The sequence below is a fragment of the Sphingorhabdus sp. SMR4y genome, from assembly GCF_002218195.1.
In the GTDB taxonomy this organism is placed as follows: Bacteria; Pseudomonadota; Alphaproteobacteria; order Sphingomonadales; family Sphingomonadaceae; genus Parasphingorhabdus.
In genome coordinates this window covers 1,079,315-1,098,592 of sequence record NZ_CP022336.1, presented here as the reverse complement: position 1 = coordinate 1,098,592, position 19,278 = coordinate 1,079,315, and the positions used below count along the sequence as shown (strand labels likewise).

The window sequence follows — 19,278 nt, the reverse complement described above, 5'->3', positions numbered from 1 at the left end:
GCCGGGCGGGAACTGAGATGGATTTTTCAATTCTCGCCCTGGCCCTGCTGTTTGCTTTGACCGCCGCGCTCTACGCCAGCGTCGGTTTTGGCGGCGGCTCGACCTATATCGCCCTGCTGGCGCTGGCCGCGCTCGATTACCGGGCGCTGCCGGTCATCGCATTATTGTGCAATATCATCGTCGTCACCGGCGGCACCATCCGTTTCCAGTCGCGCGGACTGATCGACTGGCCGAAAATCTGGCCGATCCTGCTGCTGTCCGTACCGGCGGCCTGGCTGGGCGGGCGCGTGGAGCTTGCGCAGGACAGCTTCCTACTGCTGCTCGGCCTGTCGCTGGCGGCGGCGGGCATATTGCTGATCATCGAACCCTTCATCAAGCGGGCAGGGGACAAAGCTCCCAGAGGGCAATGGACCGGCCACCGTCTGTTCGCGCCGACCACCGGCACCGGCATCGGCTTTCTCTCCGGCATGGTCGGCATCGGCGGCGGCATTTTTCTCGCCCCGATCCTGCTGCTCACCCGCTGGTCCGACAGCCGCCGCATCGCCGCGACCGCGAGCGTCTTCATCCTGGTCAACTCGGTCGCCGGTCTGGCCGGACAGTTGATGAAGTCGGGTTTCAGCAGCGGCGGAGAGGCGATCTTGGCCTATTGGCCGCTATTCCTCGGCGTGCTGCTAGGCGGGCAGGTCGGCAGCCTGTTGGCGAGCAAGGCCTTGCCCGAGATCTGGATCCGGCGGCTGACGGCGTTGCTGATCCTCTATGTAGCGGTGCGGATTTTGTGGGTTTGAGGGGGTGAAGCTGGGGGTTGTTGCAACTGTCATGGTAATTCCGATAGGGTCAGTCCAATGGCTTGAACAGATGCAGGAGAAAACCGGAAAAAGATTGATAGCGGAAAAGCCGGGACCTAAACCCAAAGTTCGGGGATTGTTGCAACTGTCACCGTAATTTACCGTAATTTTATCCGGTTTGGCTGGAGCAGGGGGAGGCCAAGAGTGCATAAGAAATTAGGCTTTAAACTTTGGCCACAAAATAAAAATGCGTATTCCCGACACATGTTCGTGGCTGGACTAGTCACAGCGTCGGGTATTGGAGCACGTCATCCTTCCACCTATTTAGAGTATGCTTGGCTTTCGACGTCAATTGTTTCATCTATTTATTTTTACACTTTGGTTTTTCGACTTCGTAGATGCAGGCATGGACTCATTTGCCAATGGCGTATATTTTTCTTCCCTTGGGTGATAGACCCCTGTCCAAAATGTGGAACGAAATCATTTAAATTACCGTGACAGTTGCAACAATACCCAAATTCATCTCCCAAAAACCGCTGTCCTACACCACCCGAATTACGGTGACACAATTACGCAATTACGGTGACAGTTGCAACAATCCCCGATCTTTTCCACTTCCTGTCCGTTACTGCCAAGGCGCAAACATTTACCTGTGCCTCTGTCGGGACTAGCCTTTATCCATGGCGCGTCTTCCCCGTATCGTGCAACCCAGCGGGGCAATAGGCGCAGCCAGACTTTTTTCTGCGATCAGGACTATGCCTTACTAAGGCACAAACGCAGAAGGTCTGGAATACAGAGCGCACCCATTCGGGCCTTTGCGTAGACCCTTGCACTCGCGGTCACGACCGCTTCGGCATCCGCGCTTGTCCGCTCCCGTGGCGGCGAGGGCGCATCCGCCTGTACGAGACCATAATCTCTTCTTTCCTACAGCATCCACCTGTTGATAAACCGGAGCCATGACCATGCCGCTTCATTGCCGGATGCGCGCTTGGACGCTGTGCACCGCTGCGCGAACGCCCGGCCGCTACGCTGCCAATGCTGCCGCCGGGAAGCTGTTTCCGCTTCCATGTGTGTGACCGGTGTGGCCTGGATAGTGTTTTTGTCGAGAAAACCATTGCATATCAAAATATTGAAACGTTTAATTAAGATCAAATATTTAACTGGTTAAAGGCGCTATTGGCCCGAACTTTGACGAACTTCGGGATCGTCGGGAGCAGGTGTCGCGGAGAAAATCGTACCAGAATGATGCAGTTAACATTTTGTTGACGCCTCGCAGTTAGGCAGGGTCAGATGTCTGAAAACTCCGGATTTCATATCCAAACGATCATGATATTGGCGATTTTTGCGCTGGTATTCTGGCTCATCCATTTCTTCAACAGACGCCAGCCATTTTCCGGATGGGTTGCTGTCGCCTATTCGGCGGCTTTGGCGGCCTATGTCATCGACAGCACGCGGAACGAGTCGACCCATATCGGTTTCATCTATGCGTCCACCAGCCTGTTCTGGATCTTCAGCCTGGCCATCGCCAAGGCGATATATGCCCGGTGCAATGCGGCTTTCCCCAATGTTGTGGTGGGGCTTATCCTGTCTTCAGCGATAACGGCCTTTGCCGTGCTTACTTTTGTTGCCCCGGATATATCGATTCGTTCGGTTCTGGTCAGCGTGGTCGCTGCGATCCTGCTGGCACTGGCGCTACCGCCCCTGTGGAAAGCGGGGGAGAAGGTGATCGACGGGGCCCTGTTCGGCGTGATCGCAACGGTGGCGACGATCTTCATCGTGCGAATCCTGATCGTTTATTCCCTGCATGGCCTGACCCTGACCGAGCAGAGCTATGCGCAATCGGAATATGCCTGGATATTGCATTTCACCAGCGGTATCTGCGCGCTCGCTCTCGCGGTGGTGCTGTTATATGCCGCCGGGCTCGACATGGTCTGGCATTTTCACGGGCAGTCCAATCGCGATCCATTAACCGGCCTGCTCAACAGGCGTGGACTGAAAGGACTGTTTAACGCGTCCGCGGCCCAGAAACCGGACGAGGAGCTTGCCAGGGCTCTCATCCTGTTTGACATCGACCATTTCAAGCGCGTGAATGATCAATATGGCCATGCGGCGGGGGACAATGTCCTGAAAAGAGTGGCAAAGACGGCATCCGGCCTGTGTCAGGAACAGGGGCAGGTGGCCCGAACAGGGGGCGAGGAATTTGCGATTCTGACCGACTGGATACCGCTCGAATCGGCGCAGCTTCTGGCGCAACATATCTGTGATTCGCTGCGCTTCGTGACCCATCCCGAACTGCCTGCGGACCACAAGGTTACGGCGAGTTTCGGTCTGGTCGTGCTGGCCGACATCGATTCGCTGAACGATGCCATGGATCGGGCTGACCGGGCGCTCTATCAGGCGAAGCGGAACGGCCGCAATCAGGTGGCGCTGGCACAGGCTGCCTGATTCCCTTGCTGATCACGCAGAGGAAGCGGATTCCGTGGATTTTCAGGACAGTGACAGCTGTGCTGCTTCGCTGATTGGGCAGGTAAGGCCCATTGTCCGACGCGGATTACGCGCCGTCAAAATGGCCCGGAGGCCGCCAGTTTCTAGACAATCTGGAGCGGAAAAATGGCTCCCCGAGTTGGATTCGAACCAACGGCCATTCGATTAACAGTCGAATGCTCTACCACTGAGCTATCGGGGAACACGCTCGATTCTGGACCGAGCCTTTCATGGTGAAGCGCGCCTATAACAATGTCATTTGCGTCCCGCAAGCCATCAAACGACAAATTGTTCCATGGCGATGCGATCGTCGAGCGCATGTTCCGGATCGAACAGCATGGTCAGCGACTGGCTGCGGTCGATCGCCACCTTGACGCAACTGACATCGCGGACTTCCTGCTGGTCGCCAACCGCACTGACCGGCCGCTTTTCGGGGTTCAGGACCCGGATGGTGATCTCCATCTTGTCGGGAAGAATAGCCCCTTTCCAGCGCCTCGGGCGAAACGGGCTGATCGGGGTCAGGGCGAGGAGATTGCAGGTCAGGGGCAGAATCGGACCATTGGCTGAAAGATTATAGGCGGTGGAACCAGCGGGTGTCGCAATCAGCACGCCGTCGCAGACCAGTTCTTCCATCATGATCCGGCCATTGATCTCGATCTCGAGTTTCGCTGTCTGCCGGGTTTCACGCAGCAACGATACTTCATTGATCGCGGGGAGCGTAAAATGTGCTCCTGAAATCGTCTCCACCTCCATTTTGAGGGGCTTGACCTTGAAGGCACGAGCCTTGGCGAGGCGCTCGCTCAGGTCATCCAGATGCCAATTGTTCATCAGAAAGCCCACTGTGCCCAGATTCATGCCATAAACCGGCATGATGGCGCGGCGATTGAGCATCTGGTGCAAAGTCTGCAGCATGAATCCGTCGCCGCCGAGGACAACGGCCTGATCGGCTTCTTCCACCGGGACCCAGTCGATCATGGATTGCAGTTTTTCCGCGGCTTCCTGTGCAGGCTGCGTAGGCGACACGATGAGTGCCCATTTCTTCTTGGTCATCCGCCCGTAACGTTCATGTGACGCTCCAAAATCTCTGCGGACCCATCGAGCTGCGCATTGAAATCATGACGCTGCGGTTTGAGCTTTAGAGCCTTTTGGAGCAACCGGTCAACCGCAGCGATACCGTTCTGGCGGACCGCTGCGCGCAGATCGACATGCGCATTATGACCGAGGCACATGAATATCTTGCCGTCGGTGGTCAGGCGCAACCGGTTGCAGTCGTCGCAGAAATTGTTGCTCAGCGGCGTGATCAGACCGAGGCGCAGGCCAAGCGGCTCGACCGAGACATAGCGCGCCGGTCCGGAACTGCGATGGGGAATCGGAGCAATTGAATATCGGTCTCGCAACGGAGCCAGAAATTCATCGGCGGAAATATGGGCAAGCTGTCGATCCGCACCGACATCGCCCAGTGGCATGCTCTCGATAATCGTCAGGTCATGCCCGCGCTCTGCACAATAACGGGCCATTGGCAGCAGGTCGGCCTCGTTGAAGTCACGAACCGCAACCATGTTGATCTTGACGTGGATACCCGCTTCGCTGGCAGCCTTTATGCCATCCAGCACGATATTCACATCGGCACCGCGGGTTATCTCGGAAAAACGGTCCGGATCAAGCGTATCCATGCTGACATTGATTCGCCGGACGCCATGGGCTGAGAGATGGTCGGCATATTCGGTCAGCAGCGAGCCGTTAGTGGTTAGCGTCAGCTCTTCCAGTTCGCCGGATGCCACTTTTCTGCCGAGGCGCTGAATAACGTCTTTCATATCGCGTCTGACCAGCGGCTCCCCGCCGGTGAGCCGGATTTTGCGGATGCCGTGGCCGATGAACCGCTCTGCAATCAGGGTGATCTCTTCCAGTGTCAGCAGTTCCGACTTTGGCATGAAAGTCATCTTTTCCGACATGCAATATTGACAGCGGAAATTGCACCGGTCGGTGACCGAAATACGGAGATAATCAATTTTGCGTCCGAAACCGTCTTGCATTGGGCGCCTCATGTTGATTCAATGCTATAGGGCTAGCCTTTTTCGGATGGGCAGGCAACGGCCTATAAAGGTTTAGTTGCTACGGAAAAAGATAGTCCGTCGCCCGGTAAATCTCGTACAAGTGTCGCGATCAAAGGAGTTTTAAAGTCAAGATGTCGTCCATCCCGAGTGCCCGTCCGGCCGAATTCAGGAACCTGTTTCTGCTTTCAATCGAGCAGCGCGATCCGCTTGCGTCGGACATCGCTGCGCTGGGATGGCGGGTCCATTCCGCCCGCAGGCTTGATAATCTGGGGCCACGGTTTTTCTCCGCCGGTGCGATGATTGCAGTGATCGATGTCCGGCAAGCCGAACAGGACGGTCTGGCGGCGATTGCAGAGCTTTCTGGGACAGCGACCGAAAGCGGAGTTGCGATACTGGCGCTGGTCGACAGTCGCCAAAGCGCCGAGATTATCGCGCAATGTTTCGATGCCGGCGCGACCCATTATCTGGATTTTGCCGATGTTCGCGCGAATCTCGAACAGGCGATCAACTATGCCTATCGCTATGTCGAAAATTTCAGAGGCGGCGCGGAACGCGCCAGCCATGAACAGTCCCTCCTGACACTTGCGGATTTGCAATGGTCGATGACCATGGGACCCGCGAAAGAATATTGGATAAGCGATAGCCTGCTGGCCGCAGCGGGTGAAATTGACCTTGAACGCTATCCCATGACCGGTATCTATCGTACGCTATCGCACGAAGAACGGCTCCGCGTGCGAGGGGCGATGGGGCGTCTGCGGGATGGGGCCAGGCAGGCAGCGGTACCGCACCGGTTCAATGGCCGACCGGTCATCCACCATCTGCACGAAACAGACGGCCTGATAGCCGGCAGGATTGAATATCTCGCAAATCCCGAGGACGCGGAAGATTGGACGGGGCGGGATCTGCTGTCCGGATTGCGCAATACGGCATCGGCCCGCGCCTGGATCAAGCAGAAACTGGAAGATGGCAGTCAGTTGACGCTCCTGGCGATCGGTATCAAGAATTTCCGGATGATCAATGCTGCGTTCGGGCGCAATGCGGGAGACCAGTTGCTTCGGATCGTGGGACATAAGCTGATGGCGGAAGTCCACCGTCAATATGCCGGCCCGCAGCTGGTGGCCCGTCTCGACGGTCAGAATTTTCTGATCGCGCTCGCCAATTTCCACAGCAACCAGATATCGGATTTTGCCAATGACTTGATCGGCAATATCTTTGCCGACTTGCAGTTGGAGGGGCGGCCGATCAATCCGGTCGTCCGGGCGGGCGTCGCGATCGGCGACAGCGATTCCAGCGAAAGGACATTGATCAGAAAAGCGGTTCTGGCTCTAGCAGAAGCGACGGCTGCGGACGCTCTGCCAATCAACTTCAGTACGGTTTCGGAAGCCGATGTCCATCTCGAGCAAGAACTGGAAGACCAGTTGCCCGGAGCGATGGGCCGTGGCGAAATTGTCATCGTCTTCCAGCCGCAAATCAGGGTCGATACCGGTGAACTGTTCGGTGCGGAGGCTCTGGCGCGGTGGGAGCATCCGGAATATGGGTTGTTGGGAGCTTCAACATTATTTGCCGTCGCGGAGCGGGCAGGTGTGATGGATTCGCTCTCTACGCAGATCCACAAACAGGCCCTGACTCTGGCCGGAAGATGGCCGACGAGCCTCGGTTTCATGAGACTTTCATTGAATGTCACAGCTGGTGATCTGGCGGCGAAAACTTTTGTCGAAGATATGTTTGCACGGGTTGAGGCCGCCGGCTTTGAACCAACCCACCTGACCCTTGAAATCACCGAATCAGAACTGATTGGCAACTTGTCGGCTTCGGCGAACAAGCTGGACCAATTGCGCGCTGCGGGCATTTGCATAGCGATTGACGATTTTGGCACCGGTTACAGCAGCTTGTCCTATCTCAAGGAACTACCGGTGGACTATCTGAAGATCGACAGCGGTCTGACCGGGGATATTACTGGATCACCGAAGGACCAGGTTGTTGTGCGGTCGATCATCGACATGGCACACAGCCTTGACCTCAGCGTGATCGCTGAGGGCATAGAAACCGAGTCCCAACTCGCGATCCTCGCGGATCAGGGCTGTGAATTTTTTCAAGGATTCCTGCGGTCCGGAGCGCTTTCGCCCGATGAGTTCGAAGCCTTTGCCCTGCGGAGCAACTAGGCAGCCACCCGCTGGGCCAGTTTCGATAATCCGGTCGTCAGCTGCGTCAGGCCATGCAGGCGGGACTTGGGATCGCGCCATTTGCGTTCGATGAACAATTTATTGTCAGGCCGGATCTTGGCGGTGCCCTTGAGACGATCAACATAATCGAGCAGGCCCGGAACGTTCGGAAAGCTGTCGTTGTGGAAAGTGACCAGCGCCCCGCGCGGCCCCATCTCGATTTTTGCAATCTTGGCCTTCACGCAATTCATCTTGATATGCATGAGCTTGAGCAAATTGTCGGTCTGTATCGGCAGATCGCCGAACCGATCGATCATCTCCGCAGCGAAGGATTCGATTTCCTGAAGGGTTTTGAGTCCGTTCATGCGGCGATAAAGCCCCATCCGGAGTGAAAGGTCCGGGACATAGGCTTCGGGTATTAATATCGGGGCGTCGACCGTGATCTGTGGAGAGAAGCTGTCGGTGGCGGCTTGCAGTCCCGAGCCCTTGGCCTTGGCTTCCAATATCGCGTCTTCCAGCATGGACTGGTACAGTTCGAAGCCGACTTCCTTGATATGGCCAGACTGCTCGTCGCCCAGCAGATTGCCGGCTCCGCGAATATCCAGATCGTGGCTCGCGAGCTCGAACCCGGCGCCAAGACTGTCGAGATCGCCGAGGATTTTGAGCCTTTTCTCGGCTTTTTCGGTTATGATCCGGTCCTTTGGCGTCACCATATACGCGTAGGCACGCGTTTTTGAGCGTCCGACCCGGCCGCGGAGCTGATAGAGCTGGGCAAGGCCGAAACGATCCGCGCGGTGAATGATCAGCGTGTTCGCGCTGGGAATATCCAGTCCGCTCTCGACGATGGTGGTGGAGAGCAGCACATCATAATTGCGATCGTAAAATGCCGACATCCGCTCTTCCACGGTCGCCGGCGGCATTTGCCCGTGGGCCACGACATAGGTCAGTTCGGGGGCATGTTCCTTGAAGAAATCCTCGATGTCGGCAAGGTCGGCGATGCGGGGAACAACCACGAATGACTGGCCGCCACGATAATGTTCGCGCAGCAGCGCTTCGCGCAGCGGAACAGGGTCCCACGGCATGACGTAGGTGCGGACGGCAAGTCGATCGACTGGTGGAGTCTGGATAACCGACAGTTCGCGCATGCCGGTCATCGCCATCTGCAAAGTCCGCGGGATTGGCGTGGCGGTCAGCGTGAGGACGTGGACATCCGCCTTCATTGCCTTGAGCCGTTCCTTGTGGGTGACCCCGAACCGTTGTTCTTCATCGATGATGATCAGGCCAAGCCGCTGGAATTCTATGGATTTGGCGAGCAGAGCATGAGTGCCGATAACAATGTCGACTTCGCCGCTTGCCAAACCCTCTTTTGTCTTCTTCGCTTCTGCCGGCGAGACCAGACGCGAGAGGCGCCCGATTTTTAACGGGAAGGGCCGGAAACGTTCCTCGAAATTATTGAAATGCTGACGCGCGAGCAGCGTGGTCGGCGCGATGATCGCAACCTGCATACCCGCCATCGCAGCGGCAAAGGCCGCGCGCATTGCCACTTCGGTTTTGCCGAAACCGACATCACCGCAGACCAGACGGTCCATTGCCTTGCCAGAAGCCATGTCGCCAAGGACTTCCTCGATGGCCTGCTGCTGATCATCGGTTTCCTGATAGGGGAAGCGGTCAACGAATCCGGCCATTTCGCTAGCTTCTACACGGGCCGGTGTCGCCGGTTGCAAGGCGCGGGCGGCGGCGGTTTTCAGAAGCTCATGGGCAATCGCACGGATACGTTCCTTCAGCTTCGACTTGCGCCGTTGCCAGCCTTCGCCGCCAAGTTTGTCCAGCACGACGCTGTCGCCACCTTCGCCATAGCGGCTGAGAACATCGATATTCTCGACGGGGACATACAGCTTGTCGCCGCCGGCATATTTGAGGTGGACGCAATCATGCGGGCTGTCGCCGACCGGAATCGAGACAATGCCTTCGTAAAGGCCGATGCCATGTTCGAGATGAACCACCAGGTCGCCCAGGCTGAGCGCGGACAACTCTTCGATGAAGGCATCGCTGCTTTTGCGCCGCTTGGACTTGCGAACCAGCCGGTCGCCGAAAATATCCTGCTCGGTCAGCAGCGACAGATTTTCTGACCGGAACCCGGAAGATAGTGGCAATATTGTCAGCGCTATGGCGGGTGCTGCCGACAGGCAGGATTCCCAGTCATCGCATAGTACCGCTCCCTTGACGTCATGGTCTTTGAGAAGGTCGAAAATTCGCGCGCGCGATCCTTTGCTATAGCTCGCGACAATGGCGGTGGTTCCGGTCTTCGTCAGGCTGTTCAGATGGCTTCCCAAGGCCTGGTAGATATTCTCGTTGCGCGCCCGTTCCGGTGAAAAGTCGCGGGGTGAGGACACGGCCATCGACAGGACGGTGGTTGATTCCGGTTCGTCAAATTCGCTCAGAATGTGAATGGGCGCGTCATGTTCGTGAGTGCGCCATTCTTCCGGTGTGAGGTACAGCATTTCCGGAGGCAGCGGGCGATAGCTCGACAAATTGGCCTTGTCGGCTTCCACCCGGTTCTTGTGATAATCCGCAATGGCAACAAATTGCGCTTCTGCGGCTGCGGTGGCAGCGGTGTCCCGCAGGATCAAGCAATCTTTTTCGACATAGTCGAAAATGGTCGCCAGCTTCTCTTCGAGGAGCGGCAGCCAATGTTCCATCCCTGCCAACCGGCGTCCTTCGGAGATGGATTGATAGAGGGCGTCGCTTGTCGCAATCGCGCCGAAAAGATCGCGATAGCCGGTCCGGAAGCGGGTGATACTATCTGCATCCAACAGAAATTCAGATACCGGAAGTAATTCCAAGCTGTCGATATTGGCAACCGTTCGCTGATCGGCCGGATCGAATTGCCGCAGGCTTTCAATTTCGTCACCAAAAAGATCGATGCGAATGGGCAGCTCTGCACCCGGCGGAAACAAGTCGATCAATCCTCCGCGGGCGGCAAATTCGCCGCTATCCGCGACGGTATCCACGCGGACAAACCCGTTGGCGTAGAGAAAGGAGATCAGCTTCTCCTGCTCGACGATGGTGCCGGGTGCGAGATGGGTGACAAGCTCTCTGGTTCGTGACGGCGCCAGAACGCGCTGGGTAACCGCGTTGATGGTAGTGACGACCAGTTGCGATCCGGTGAAGGGTTGCGCCAGCCTGGCCAAAGCCGCCAGCCGGTCCGATGTGGTGTGAAGAGACGGCGAAGCCCGGTCATAAGGCAGGCAGTCCCAGGCCGGAAATTCGATGATATCCAGATCGGGAGCAAAGAATCTGGCTGCCTCCACAACTGCGCTCATCGCCGCGTCGTCGGTCGCGATAAACATCGTGCGTCGCCCCGATTCCTTTGCCAGTCGGGACAGAAAGAGCGGGCGGTAACCGGTCGGGATACCGGCTAGCGTCATGCCGGTCTCGGCGGATGATATTCTATCTAGATAGGACACGGGAAATCGCTTTTGGATATAGGGAGTGAGATTATTTCGTGGCGTCAATATAGTCGAGTTTCTGCATCGCGGCCATTTGCGGTCCGTCAAAGGCAGAAGGGACGGGCAGAGTTCCGATCGCCCAAGCCATGACATCGACGTCGTCTTCCACGAGCAGTCTTTCGAACCAGTCCATGTCCTCGGCAGACCAGTTCTTGCTGTAGCGGTCAAAAAAGCCGCCGATCAAAAAATCGGCTTCTCTCGTTCCGCGATGCCAGGCGCGAAATTGTAGCCGTTTCAGCCTGGTTTCGCGATCCATATTCATTGCTCCAACTTGGCTGGCAAAATGCGCCAGCGAGGTATAAAGGCGGATAGACATGCGGCCCGAGATACTCAATCCATTATTTGGCGAAACCCAGTCGCTCAAAGGCGTCGGCAAGGCTTTGGCCAAGCCGCTCGAGAAGTTGCGACTGACCCGGATCAAAGATCTTCTCTACCATAAACCAAGCTACTGGATGCACCGCAAGCATGTCGATGAACTTGACGAGGTTGATGTCGGCGAAACGATCGTCATCGAGGTTACGCCGGTCGACTATCGCACCGGTGGCCCCCGCAGTCCATTGCGGGTTCATGCGACGGACAAGCGGGGCAATTATATCAGCCTGACTTTTTTCGGGAGAAATCCGGGCTGGCCGAAAAAATTGCTGCCGCTGGGCGAGCCCAAGGTGATTTCCGGCAAGCTGGAACGCTACGGGGACGAGCTCCAGATGGTACATCCCGATCAGATACTGGAGCCGGGGCAGGAAAGCGCCATTGCGCTTGTCGAACCGATTTATCCATTGGCCGAGGGGCTGGGCAATGTCCGGATGAAACAGCTGGTCGAACAGGCGCTGTTGCAGGTCCCGGACCTGCCGGAATGGATCGAGCCGAGCCAGCTGGCGGCGAAAGACTGGAAGAATTGGAAGCATGAAATTCAAGCTCTCCACCGGATGGAACGCGAAGCGAATAGCGACCGGCTTGCCTATGACGAGATATTTGCCAACCAGCTGGCCTTCATGCTGGTGCGGGCGAACAACCGCGCCAAAAAAGGCATGCCGATCAAGGGAAACGGCAGGCTTCGTGACCAGCTGCAATTGCCGTTCGAACTGACCAATGCCCAGAAACGTTGCATTGCAGAGATTGAGGGAGATCTCGCACAAACCGCTCCAATGCTCCGATTGCTGCAGGGCGATGTCGGTTCCGGCAAGACGCTGGTTGCGCTGATGGCGCTGCTGTCGACGGTGGAAGCCGGCTTTCAGGGCGCTTTTCTCGCCCCGACCGAAATATTGGCGCGGCAGCATTTCGAGAGCCTGCAAAAGATTCTGGCCGGCCTTCCGGTCAACATTGCGATCCTTACCGGCCGTGACAAGGGCAAGACACGCGAGGCGACCCTGATGGGGCTGATGGACGGCTCCATCCATATATTGGTCGGCACCCATGCGATATTTCAGGAGCATGTGAACTATAAGAACCTGGCTGTCGCGGTGATTGACGAACAGCATAAATTCGGCGTTTCCCAACGCCTGCTGCTGACCCAGAAAGCGGACAGAACGCCGCATCTGCTGGCGATGACGGCAACGCCCATTCCCCGCACGCTGACACTCAGTCAATTCGGTGAAATGGATGTCTCCCGTATCGATGAACTGCCCCCGGGGCGGCAGGCAATCGATACCAGCGTTATTTCTGCCGGACGCTTGCCGGACGTCGTCGAAGGGCTGGCCCGCCACATCGGCTCGGGCGGCCAGGCCTATTGGGTCTGCCCCCTGATTGACGAAAGTGAGAAAAGCGATCTTGCTGCGGCTGAAGACCGGGCTGCTGCTTTGAAAACGCGGTTCGGGGACCAGATCGGCCTTGTTCACGGCCGGATGAAGGGCCCCGAGAAAGATCTGGTGATGGAGCGCTTTCAGCGCAACGAGATCAAGGTTCTGGTGGCTACCACTGTGATCGAAGTGGGCGTTGATGTGCCCAATGCCAGCCTGATGATCATCGAAGCGGCTGACCGTTTCGGGCTCGCGCAGTTGCACCAGCTTCGCGGTCGCGTCGGACGGGGTAGTGTCAAATCGAATTGCCTGCTGATTCGCGGCGATACGCTGAGCGAAACGGCGCGCGCCCGACTAAGCCTGATGCGGGAAACCAATGACGGCTTCCGGATCGCAGAGGAAGACCTCCGGTTGCGCGGGGCAGGGGAGCTGCTTGGGACCCGGCAATCCGGAGACGCCGGCTTTCGCGTGGCAACGCCGACACAGGTCAGTGAATTTATCGGAGCGGCTACCGATGATGCCCGGCTGTTGCTTGATCGGGACGGAGGATTGGCCAGCGAGAGAGGGCAGGCTGCGCGCATCGCCCTATATCTGTTCGAGCGGGACTGGGGCGTCAGCCTATTGCGCAGCGGGTAGAGCCTATCAGCCGTTGATCATGTCGAGCATCGCGTAGAAATCCGGCTCCCGGATGACTCGTTCGAATTTGAAGCCATGGCGGCCCTGATGAGACCAGACCAGATAGGCTTCGATTCGACCGGCTACTGGCAGGCGAACGGTGACCCGGTCGCCCTTTTCCATGTCTATAGGGTCTGTCAGCATCATGCCGTTTGCGGAAATATTCGCGATTCGCACCCGGATTTCACGATCAGGATGAATTTCGCATACGGTTTCGAAGTCGACTGAAAACCGCGTGGCGCGACGCATGTCCGGGACTGTCTGAGGTGGTAAAGCGGCCATTCGCAGCGAACTCCATATTGTTCGTCACGATCATAACGCTCGATTAAGAATAATTGGTAAATGGCCGCTTTTAACAGCGCGCATTTCTGCGCGCTGTCAGCTGTTGCGAAGCAATCCGTGCTTTTTCTTGCCGGCAGAAATCTTCACGTCGGAGCCGGCAACAGCGATCATGTGGCCGCTGTCCTTTATCTGCGCGGCGTCAATCCGGGCGCCGCCGCCGGCAACCAGACGTTTGGCTTCGCCCTTGGAAGCACAGAAACCAATCCCGACGAGGGCATCCAGAATTGAAATCGTGCTGTCGGCTACCTCAAACACAGGCAGATCGTCTCCCGCAGCACCCTGTTCGAAAGTCTGCTGCGCGGTTCTGGCCGCATCGGCCGCCGCACTTTCACCGTGCGCCATCGCGGTTGCGGCATCGGCCAATATCTTCTTCGCTTCGTTGATTTCCGAACCTTGAAGCGTCTCCAGTCGCGCAATTTCATCGAGCTCGATATCTGTGAAAAGCCGCATGAACTTGCCGACGTCACGGTCATCGGTATTGCGCCAGAATTGCCAGTAGTCGTAGGGCGACAGCCGATCGGCGTTGAGCCAGATCGCGCCGTCGACGGACTTGCCCATCTTGGATCCGTCCGCCTTGGTAATCAGGGGGGTGGTGACTCCGAACAGTTCCGCCCCGTCGACCCGGCGCCCCAGTTCGATCCCGTTGACGATATTGCCCCATTGATCGGACCCGCCAAGCTGCAACTGGCAACCATATTGCCGCGACAATTCCAGAAAGTCATAGGCCTGCAGGATCATATAGTTGAATTCGAGGAAGGTCAGCGGCTGTTCCCGCTCCAGGCGTAGTTTGACAGAGTCAAAGGTCAGCATCCGGTTGATCGTGAAGTGACGGCCGATATCCCGCAGGAACGGGATATATTCGAGCTCGCCCAGCCAGTCGTTATTGTTGACCATGACGGCATCGGTGGGGCCATCGCCGAAGGTGAGGAAATTCTCGAAACTGTCTCGTATCTTGGCAAAATTCGCTGCAATTCCGTCATCATCGAGCAACTTGCGCATCTCGTCCTTGCCGGATGGGTCGCCCACCTTGGTGGTGCCGCCGCCCATCAGGACAATCGGCTTGTGCCCCGCCTGTTGCAGCCGCCGCAACAGCATTATCTGGACCAGATTACCGACATGCAGCGAATCCGCAGTGACATCAAATCCGATATAGCCGGGGATGACGCTTTTGGAGGCGAGCGAATCCAATGCTTCGGCATCGGTTAACTGGTGGATATAGCCGCGATCATTCAGTAGACGCAGGAGATCGGATTGATAATGGGTCATGGATGGGTGCGTTACATGGGGACAACGAAAGTCGCAATATGCGTTTGAACTTGCAGCGTCATCCCGAGACGCCGGGATCGGCAATCGATCAAATCACGGCCGACTGTTCGTTGTCGAAGAGCGGAACGATTTGGCTGCGATATCATGCAGAGGGAAATGTTGAGCAGGTCAAGCTTCCAGATGTTCCGGACCGCTCGGAACGGATGGATAATCTGTGGCAACAAAGCTGCTTCGAACTGTTTCTCGGCCAACCGGGAACCGAGCAATATTGCGAGTTCAATCTTTCTCCGTCGGGCAACTGGGCTGCTTATGATTTCGACCGTTATCGTGACGGAATGAGCCAGCTGGTGATAGCCAAAGCACCTGAAATTCATATGGATTTTAGCGATACACATATTGCGCTTGAAGCCACTCTGGCATTGCCCGAGCCTTGGGTGGCGCCCGAACTGGATGCCGGCCTCTCGGCGGTTATTGAAACGCTCGACGGAGAGAAAACGCTCTGGGCTTTGGCGCATCCCGGCGCTAGGCCGGATTTTCACCACCGGGACGGTTTTACGCTCAAAATGGAGGCAGCGGAAGGTTGATGAAATTCGGAATAGACAGGCTGATTGAAGATGCGGAATTGCGGCGGCCTCTGACGGGCAAGCGAGTCGCGTTGCTGGCGCATCCGGCTTCGGTAACACGCGATCTGGTGCACAGTCTCGATGCGCTATCCGCTCTGGATGATATCAATCTGACTGCGGCCTTCGGCCCTCAGCATGGCCTGCGCGGTGACAAGCAGGACAATATGATCGAGTCGCCCGATTTCAACGACCCGGTGCACGATATTCCGGTGTTCAGCCTTTATGGAGAGGTGCGCCGGCCGACCGCACCGTCGATGGAAACGTTCGATGCGATATTGATCGATCTTCAGGATCTTGGCTGCCGAATCTATACGTTCATTACCACCTTGCGCTATATGCTCGAAGCTGCCGCCGAGCATGGCAAGACCGTGTGGGTGCTGGACCGGCCCAATCCGGCGGGGCGACCGGTTGAAGGCACCTTGCTGGAAGACGGGTGGGAAAGCTTCGTCGGGGCAGGGCCGATGCCGATGCGGCACGGAATGACCATGGGCGAAATGGGCCGCTGGATGATCAGTCATTTCAATCTCGATGTCGACTATCGGGTTGTCGAGATGCAGGGCTGGCAGCCCGAGGGGCCGGGCTTCGGCTGGCCGGAAGACCGCATCTGGATCAATCCCAGTCCCAATGCACCAAATGTCAACATGGCGCGCGCCTATGCCGGGACGGTCATGCTGGAAGGCACGATGCTGTCCGAAGGGCGCGGCACAACACGGCCGCTTGAGCTTTTCGGCGCGCCGGATATTGATGCGCGCTCGGTGATGGCGACAATGCGGGACATGGCGCCGCAATGGCTGGAGGGGTGCCTGCTGCGGGATATCTGGTTCGAACCGACGTTCCACAAGCATCAGGGGCTGCTGTGCAATGGCGTGCACATCCATGCCGAGGGGCCAGCCTATGATCACGCGGCTTTTCGGCCCTGGCGATTGCAGGCCCTGGCTCTGAAGGCTGTGGCCGCCCTTTATCCGGGTTATGAGTTGTGGCGGGATTTCCCTTATGAATATGAAAATGACAAGCTGGCGTTCGATGTCATAAATGGCGGTCCGTCGCTGCGGGAATGGATAGAGGCACCTTCATCGACCGCAACCGACCTCGATGCGATAGCGGAACCGGATGAACAATATTGGAAAGAGCTGTCGACACCGTTTTATCTCTACTGAATTTGTTGCACTGCAACATAACCATTGCAATCGATCCGAAATCTGGTAATCGGCCGCCATGCTACCGAGTAAAGAGTTTTTCGAAGGTGTCGCGCTGAAAAAATGCGTGTCTGCGACTTATAACAAGACGGCTTTCAAACTGGCGCCGCATATTCTTTATACGCGCCATGACGAGATGCACGTCGATGCTGTGCCGCTGGAAAAGGACGGCCAGCCGCCACGGGAGATCAAGCTGGCAACGTTCAAGCTTGCCGGCCTGAAAGATGTGCGCGTCGAGGACCAGCATTTCGAACGGTCCGATGTTTTCGAACCGGCCGCTGAAAAATATGATGGTACGACCCTGCTCGCTATCGAAGACTAGCGATCAGCCCTGCTTGCGGGTCAATTCTTTCATCGCATCACCCAGACCGTCAACCGTCAGCGGGTACATCCGGTCGTTCATCAGTTCCCGGATGATCTTGACGCTTTGGGAATAGCCCCACTGTTTTTCCGGAACCGGATTGAGCCAGGCTGCGGCGGGATAGGTATTGGTCAGACGCTGCATCCAGGTTACCCCGGCCTCTTCGTTGAAATGCTCGACCGAACCGCCCGGATGGGTGATCTCATAAGGGCTCATCGATGCGTCACCAACGAAGATCAGCTTATAGTCATGACCATATTTGTGAAGCACATCCCAGGTGTTTGTGCGTTCGGAAAAGCGGCGGCGATTGTCCTTCCACAAGCCTTCATAGGGGCAATTGTGGAAATAGAAAAATTCAAGATTTTTGAACTCGCTGGTTGCCGCGCTGAACAATTCTTCGCAAAGCTTGATGAACGGATCCATCGACCCGCCAACGTCCAGAAACAAAAGTAATTTTACGGCATTGTGCCGTTCGGGGCGCATGTGGATGTCGAGCCAGCCCTGCTTGGCGGTGCCATTAATCGTCCGGTCGATATCGAGCTCGTCGGCGGCGCCTTCGCGGGCAAATTTGCGCAGGCGCCGGAGCGCAACCTTGATATTGCGTGTGCCCAGCAGCTTTGTGTTGTCAAGATTCTGGAATTCGCGCTTGTCCCAGACCTTGATCGCTTTCTTCTGGCCGCCTTCGCCGCCGATCCGGACGCCTTCGGGATTGTAGCCGGAATTGCCGTAGGGCGACGTGCCGCCCGTGCCGATCCACTTGCTTCCGCCTTCGTGGCGTTTCTGTTGTTCCTCGAGCCGCTCTTTCAGCGTCTCCATGATCTCGTCCCAACTGCCCAGCGACTTGATCTTCTCCATCTCTTCTTCGGACAGATATTTCTCGGCGACCGCTTTCAGCCAGTCGAGCGGAATATCTTCCTCCTGCGTGCCATAGGAGGTTTCGATACCTTTGAAGACTTTCGAGAAAACCTGATCAAAGCGGTCGAGAAGGCCCTCGTCTTTCACGAAAGTTGCGCGGGAAAGATAATAGAATTCCTCCGGACTGCGCCGGATAACGTCCTTTTCAAGCGCTTCGAGCAGAACCAGATGTTCCTTGAGCGACGCCGAAATGCCGGCGGCCCTTAGTTCGTCCATGAAATTGAAGAACATCGTATCCGCCTTTACCTAGCGAGCTTCACGTTTCGCCATGAACGCCAGGCGTTCGAACAGCATCACGTCCTGTTCGTTCTTGAGCAGCGCGCCGTGCAGGGGCGGGATCGCCTTGCTGCTGTCGGAAGATTGCAGGGCTTCGAGCGGCATATCCTCGTTCAGGATCAGCTTCAGCCAGTCGAGCAGTTCGCTGGTGCTCGGCTTTTTCTTGAGACCCGGAACGTCCCGGACTTCGTAGAAAATGTCCATCGCCTTCTTGACCAGAACGCCCTGAATGTCGGGGAAGTGGACGTTGATGATGTCCTGCATCGTCTCGCGATCCGGGAACTTGATATAGTGGAAGAAACAGCGGCGCAGGAATGCGTCGGGCAGTTCCTTTTCGTTGTTCGAGGTGATGATCACGATCGGGCGTTCCGTCGCCTTGACGGTTTCCTTGGTCTCGTAAACGTGGAATTCCATCCGGTCGAGCTCCTGCAGCAGATCGTTCGGAAATTCGATGTCGGCCTTGTCGATTTCGTCGATCAGAAGAACCGGGAGCTCGGGAGCGGTGAAGGCCTCCCACAGCTTGCCCTTGCGGATATAGTTGGAAATATCGTGCACGCGCTCATCGCCCAGCTGGCCGTCGCGAAGCCGCGCCACCGCGTCATATTCATAGAGACCCTGATGCGCCTTGGTGGTGGATTTGACATTCCATTCAATCAGCGGTGTGCCCATTGCCTTGGCGATCTCATAGGCCAGAACCGTCTTGCCGGTGCCCGGCTCGCCCTTGACGAGGAGAGGGCGCCGGAGGGTCATGGCAGCATTGACAGCAACCTTCAGATCATCAGTTGCAACATAGTCTTTGGTGCCGTCAAAACGCATGATTTTTTATTCCTTGCCTTAATAGTCAAAGCAAAGGCGATAGGGAAAACTCCCCGCGCAGGCAAGTTAATCATTTAG

Annotated in this window: 15 protein-coding genes and 1 tRNA gene; 7 read left to right on the top strand and 9 right to left on the bottom strand. The window is 56.7% G+C overall.

Annotated features, from left to right (window positions below):
- Positions 1–17: 17 nt before the first annotated feature.
- Both SPHFLASMR4Y_RS05225 and SPHFLASMR4Y_RS05215 read left to right on the top strand, forming a co-directional pair.
- Entirely contained in the window at positions 18–785 is a 768-nt protein-coding gene (locus SPHFLASMR4Y_RS05225) for a sulfite exporter TauE/SafE family protein (RefSeq protein ID WP_089132610.1), read from the top strand.
- Between the two features lie 1,290 nt (positions 786–2,075).
- A complete protein-coding gene (locus tag SPHFLASMR4Y_RS05215) occupies positions 2,076–3,230 on the top strand; it encodes a GGDEF domain-containing protein (RefSeq protein ID WP_089132608.1) in 1,155 nt (384 codons plus the stop codon).
- Between the two features lie 166 nt (positions 3,231–3,396).
- On the opposite strand, the gene SPHFLASMR4Y_RS05210 is transcribed toward SPHFLASMR4Y_RS05215, so the two are convergent.
- The 3 genes from SPHFLASMR4Y_RS05210 to moaA form a co-directional block, all read right to left on the bottom strand.
- Positions 3,397–3,471, bottom strand: a tRNA-Asn gene (locus SPHFLASMR4Y_RS05210).
- Between the two features lie 74 nt (positions 3,472–3,545).
- Positions 3,546–4,319, bottom strand: a complete 774-nt coding sequence (locus tag SPHFLASMR4Y_RS05205) for an NAD kinase (protein ID WP_089132607.1) — start codon at positions 4,317–4,319, stop codon at positions 3,546–3,548.
- Positions 4,316–5,314, bottom strand: a complete 999-nt coding sequence (gene moaA / locus SPHFLASMR4Y_RS05200; RefSeq protein ID WP_089132606.1) for a GTP 3',8-cyclase MoaA — start codon at positions 5,312–5,314, stop codon at positions 4,316–4,318. The genes SPHFLASMR4Y_RS05205 and moaA overlap by 4 nt, the downstream gene beginning before the upstream one ends.
- A 140-nt stretch (positions 5,315–5,454) precedes the next feature.
- On the opposite strand from moaA, the gene SPHFLASMR4Y_RS05195 reads away from it, so the two are divergent.
- Positions 5,455–7,485 (top strand): putative bifunctional diguanylate cyclase/phosphodiesterase, encoded by a 2,031-nt coding sequence (locus SPHFLASMR4Y_RS05195; RefSeq protein WP_089132605.1) that lies wholly within the window; start codon positions 5,455–5,457, stop codon positions 7,483–7,485.
- On the opposite strand, the gene mfd is transcribed toward SPHFLASMR4Y_RS05195, so the two are convergent.
- Positions 7,482–10,913 (bottom strand): transcription-repair coupling factor, encoded by a 3,432-nt coding sequence (gene mfd / locus SPHFLASMR4Y_RS05190; RefSeq protein ID WP_089132604.1) that lies wholly within the window; start codon positions 10,911–10,913, stop codon positions 7,482–7,484. The genes SPHFLASMR4Y_RS05195 and mfd overlap by 4 nt on opposite strands.
- Before the next feature lie 70 nt (positions 10,914–10,983).
- The gene (locus tag SPHFLASMR4Y_RS05185) at positions 10,984–11,250 is read right to left on the bottom strand and encodes a succinate dehydrogenase assembly factor 2 (RefSeq protein ID WP_089134699.1); all 267 of its coding nucleotides are present in this window, start codon (positions 11,248–11,250) and stop codon (positions 10,984–10,986) included.
- Positions 11,251–11,308: 58 nt separating this feature from the next.
- Here SPHFLASMR4Y_RS05185 and recG point away from each other — a divergent pair, with 58 nt between their 5' ends.
- Positions 11,309–13,366, top strand: coding sequence for an ATP-dependent DNA helicase RecG (gene recG, locus SPHFLASMR4Y_RS05180; protein ID WP_089132603.1), 2,058 nt, complete (start codon positions 11,309–11,311; stop codon positions 13,364–13,366).
- Between the two features lie 6 nt (positions 13,367–13,372).
- On the opposite strand, the gene SPHFLASMR4Y_RS05175 is transcribed toward recG, so the two are convergent.
- Together SPHFLASMR4Y_RS05175 and tyrS are read right to left on the bottom strand one after the other, a co-directional pair.
- Positions 13,373–13,654: a PilZ domain-containing protein gene (locus SPHFLASMR4Y_RS05175; RefSeq protein WP_089132602.1), complete on the bottom strand. Its 282-nt coding sequence runs from the start codon at positions 13,652–13,654 to the stop codon at positions 13,373–13,375.
- 129 nt (positions 13,655–13,783) lie between these two features.
- Complete coding sequence (gene tyrS / locus SPHFLASMR4Y_RS05170) at positions 13,784–15,013, bottom strand: tyrosine--tRNA ligase (protein ID WP_089132601.1); 1,230 nt, start codon at positions 15,011–15,013, stop codon at positions 13,784–13,786.
- Between the two features lie 38 nt (positions 15,014–15,051).
- On the opposite strand from tyrS, the gene SPHFLASMR4Y_RS05165 reads away from it, so the two are divergent.
- Genes SPHFLASMR4Y_RS05165 through SPHFLASMR4Y_RS05155 form a run of 3 tightly spaced genes read left to right on the top strand, consistent with a single transcriptional unit; the run spans position 15,052 to position 17,154 of the window.
- Positions 15,052–15,597: a DOMON-like domain-containing protein gene (locus SPHFLASMR4Y_RS05165; RefSeq protein ID WP_145955459.1), complete on the top strand. Its 546-nt coding sequence runs from the start codon at positions 15,052–15,054 to the stop codon at positions 15,595–15,597.
- Positions 15,597–16,793: an exo-beta-N-acetylmuramidase NamZ domain-containing protein gene (locus tag SPHFLASMR4Y_RS05160; protein WP_089132599.1), complete on the top strand. Its 1,197-nt coding sequence runs from the start codon at positions 15,597–15,599 to the stop codon at positions 16,791–16,793. Before SPHFLASMR4Y_RS05165 ends, SPHFLASMR4Y_RS05160 begins: the two co-directional genes overlap by 1 nt.
- 58 nt (positions 16,794–16,851) lie before the next feature.
- Positions 16,852–17,154 carry a hypothetical protein gene (locus SPHFLASMR4Y_RS05155; RefSeq protein ID WP_089132598.1) on the top strand — a complete coding sequence of 101 codons (303 nt, stop codon included), beginning with the start codon at positions 16,852–16,854 and terminating at the stop codon, positions 17,152–17,154.
- A gap of 3 nt (positions 17,155–17,157) precedes the next feature.
- On the opposite strand, the gene SPHFLASMR4Y_RS05150 is transcribed toward SPHFLASMR4Y_RS05155, so the two are convergent.
- Together SPHFLASMR4Y_RS05150 and SPHFLASMR4Y_RS05145 are read right to left on the bottom strand one after the other, a co-directional pair.
- Entirely contained in the window at positions 17,158–18,339 is a 1,182-nt protein-coding gene (locus SPHFLASMR4Y_RS05150; protein ID WP_089132597.1) for a vWA domain-containing protein, read from the bottom strand.
- A 15-nt stretch (positions 18,340–18,354) separates the two neighbouring features.
- Entirely contained in the window at positions 18,355–19,200 is an 846-nt protein-coding gene (locus tag SPHFLASMR4Y_RS05145) for an AAA family ATPase (RefSeq protein WP_089132596.1), read from the bottom strand.
- Between the last annotated feature and the right edge of the window lie 78 nt (positions 19,201–19,278).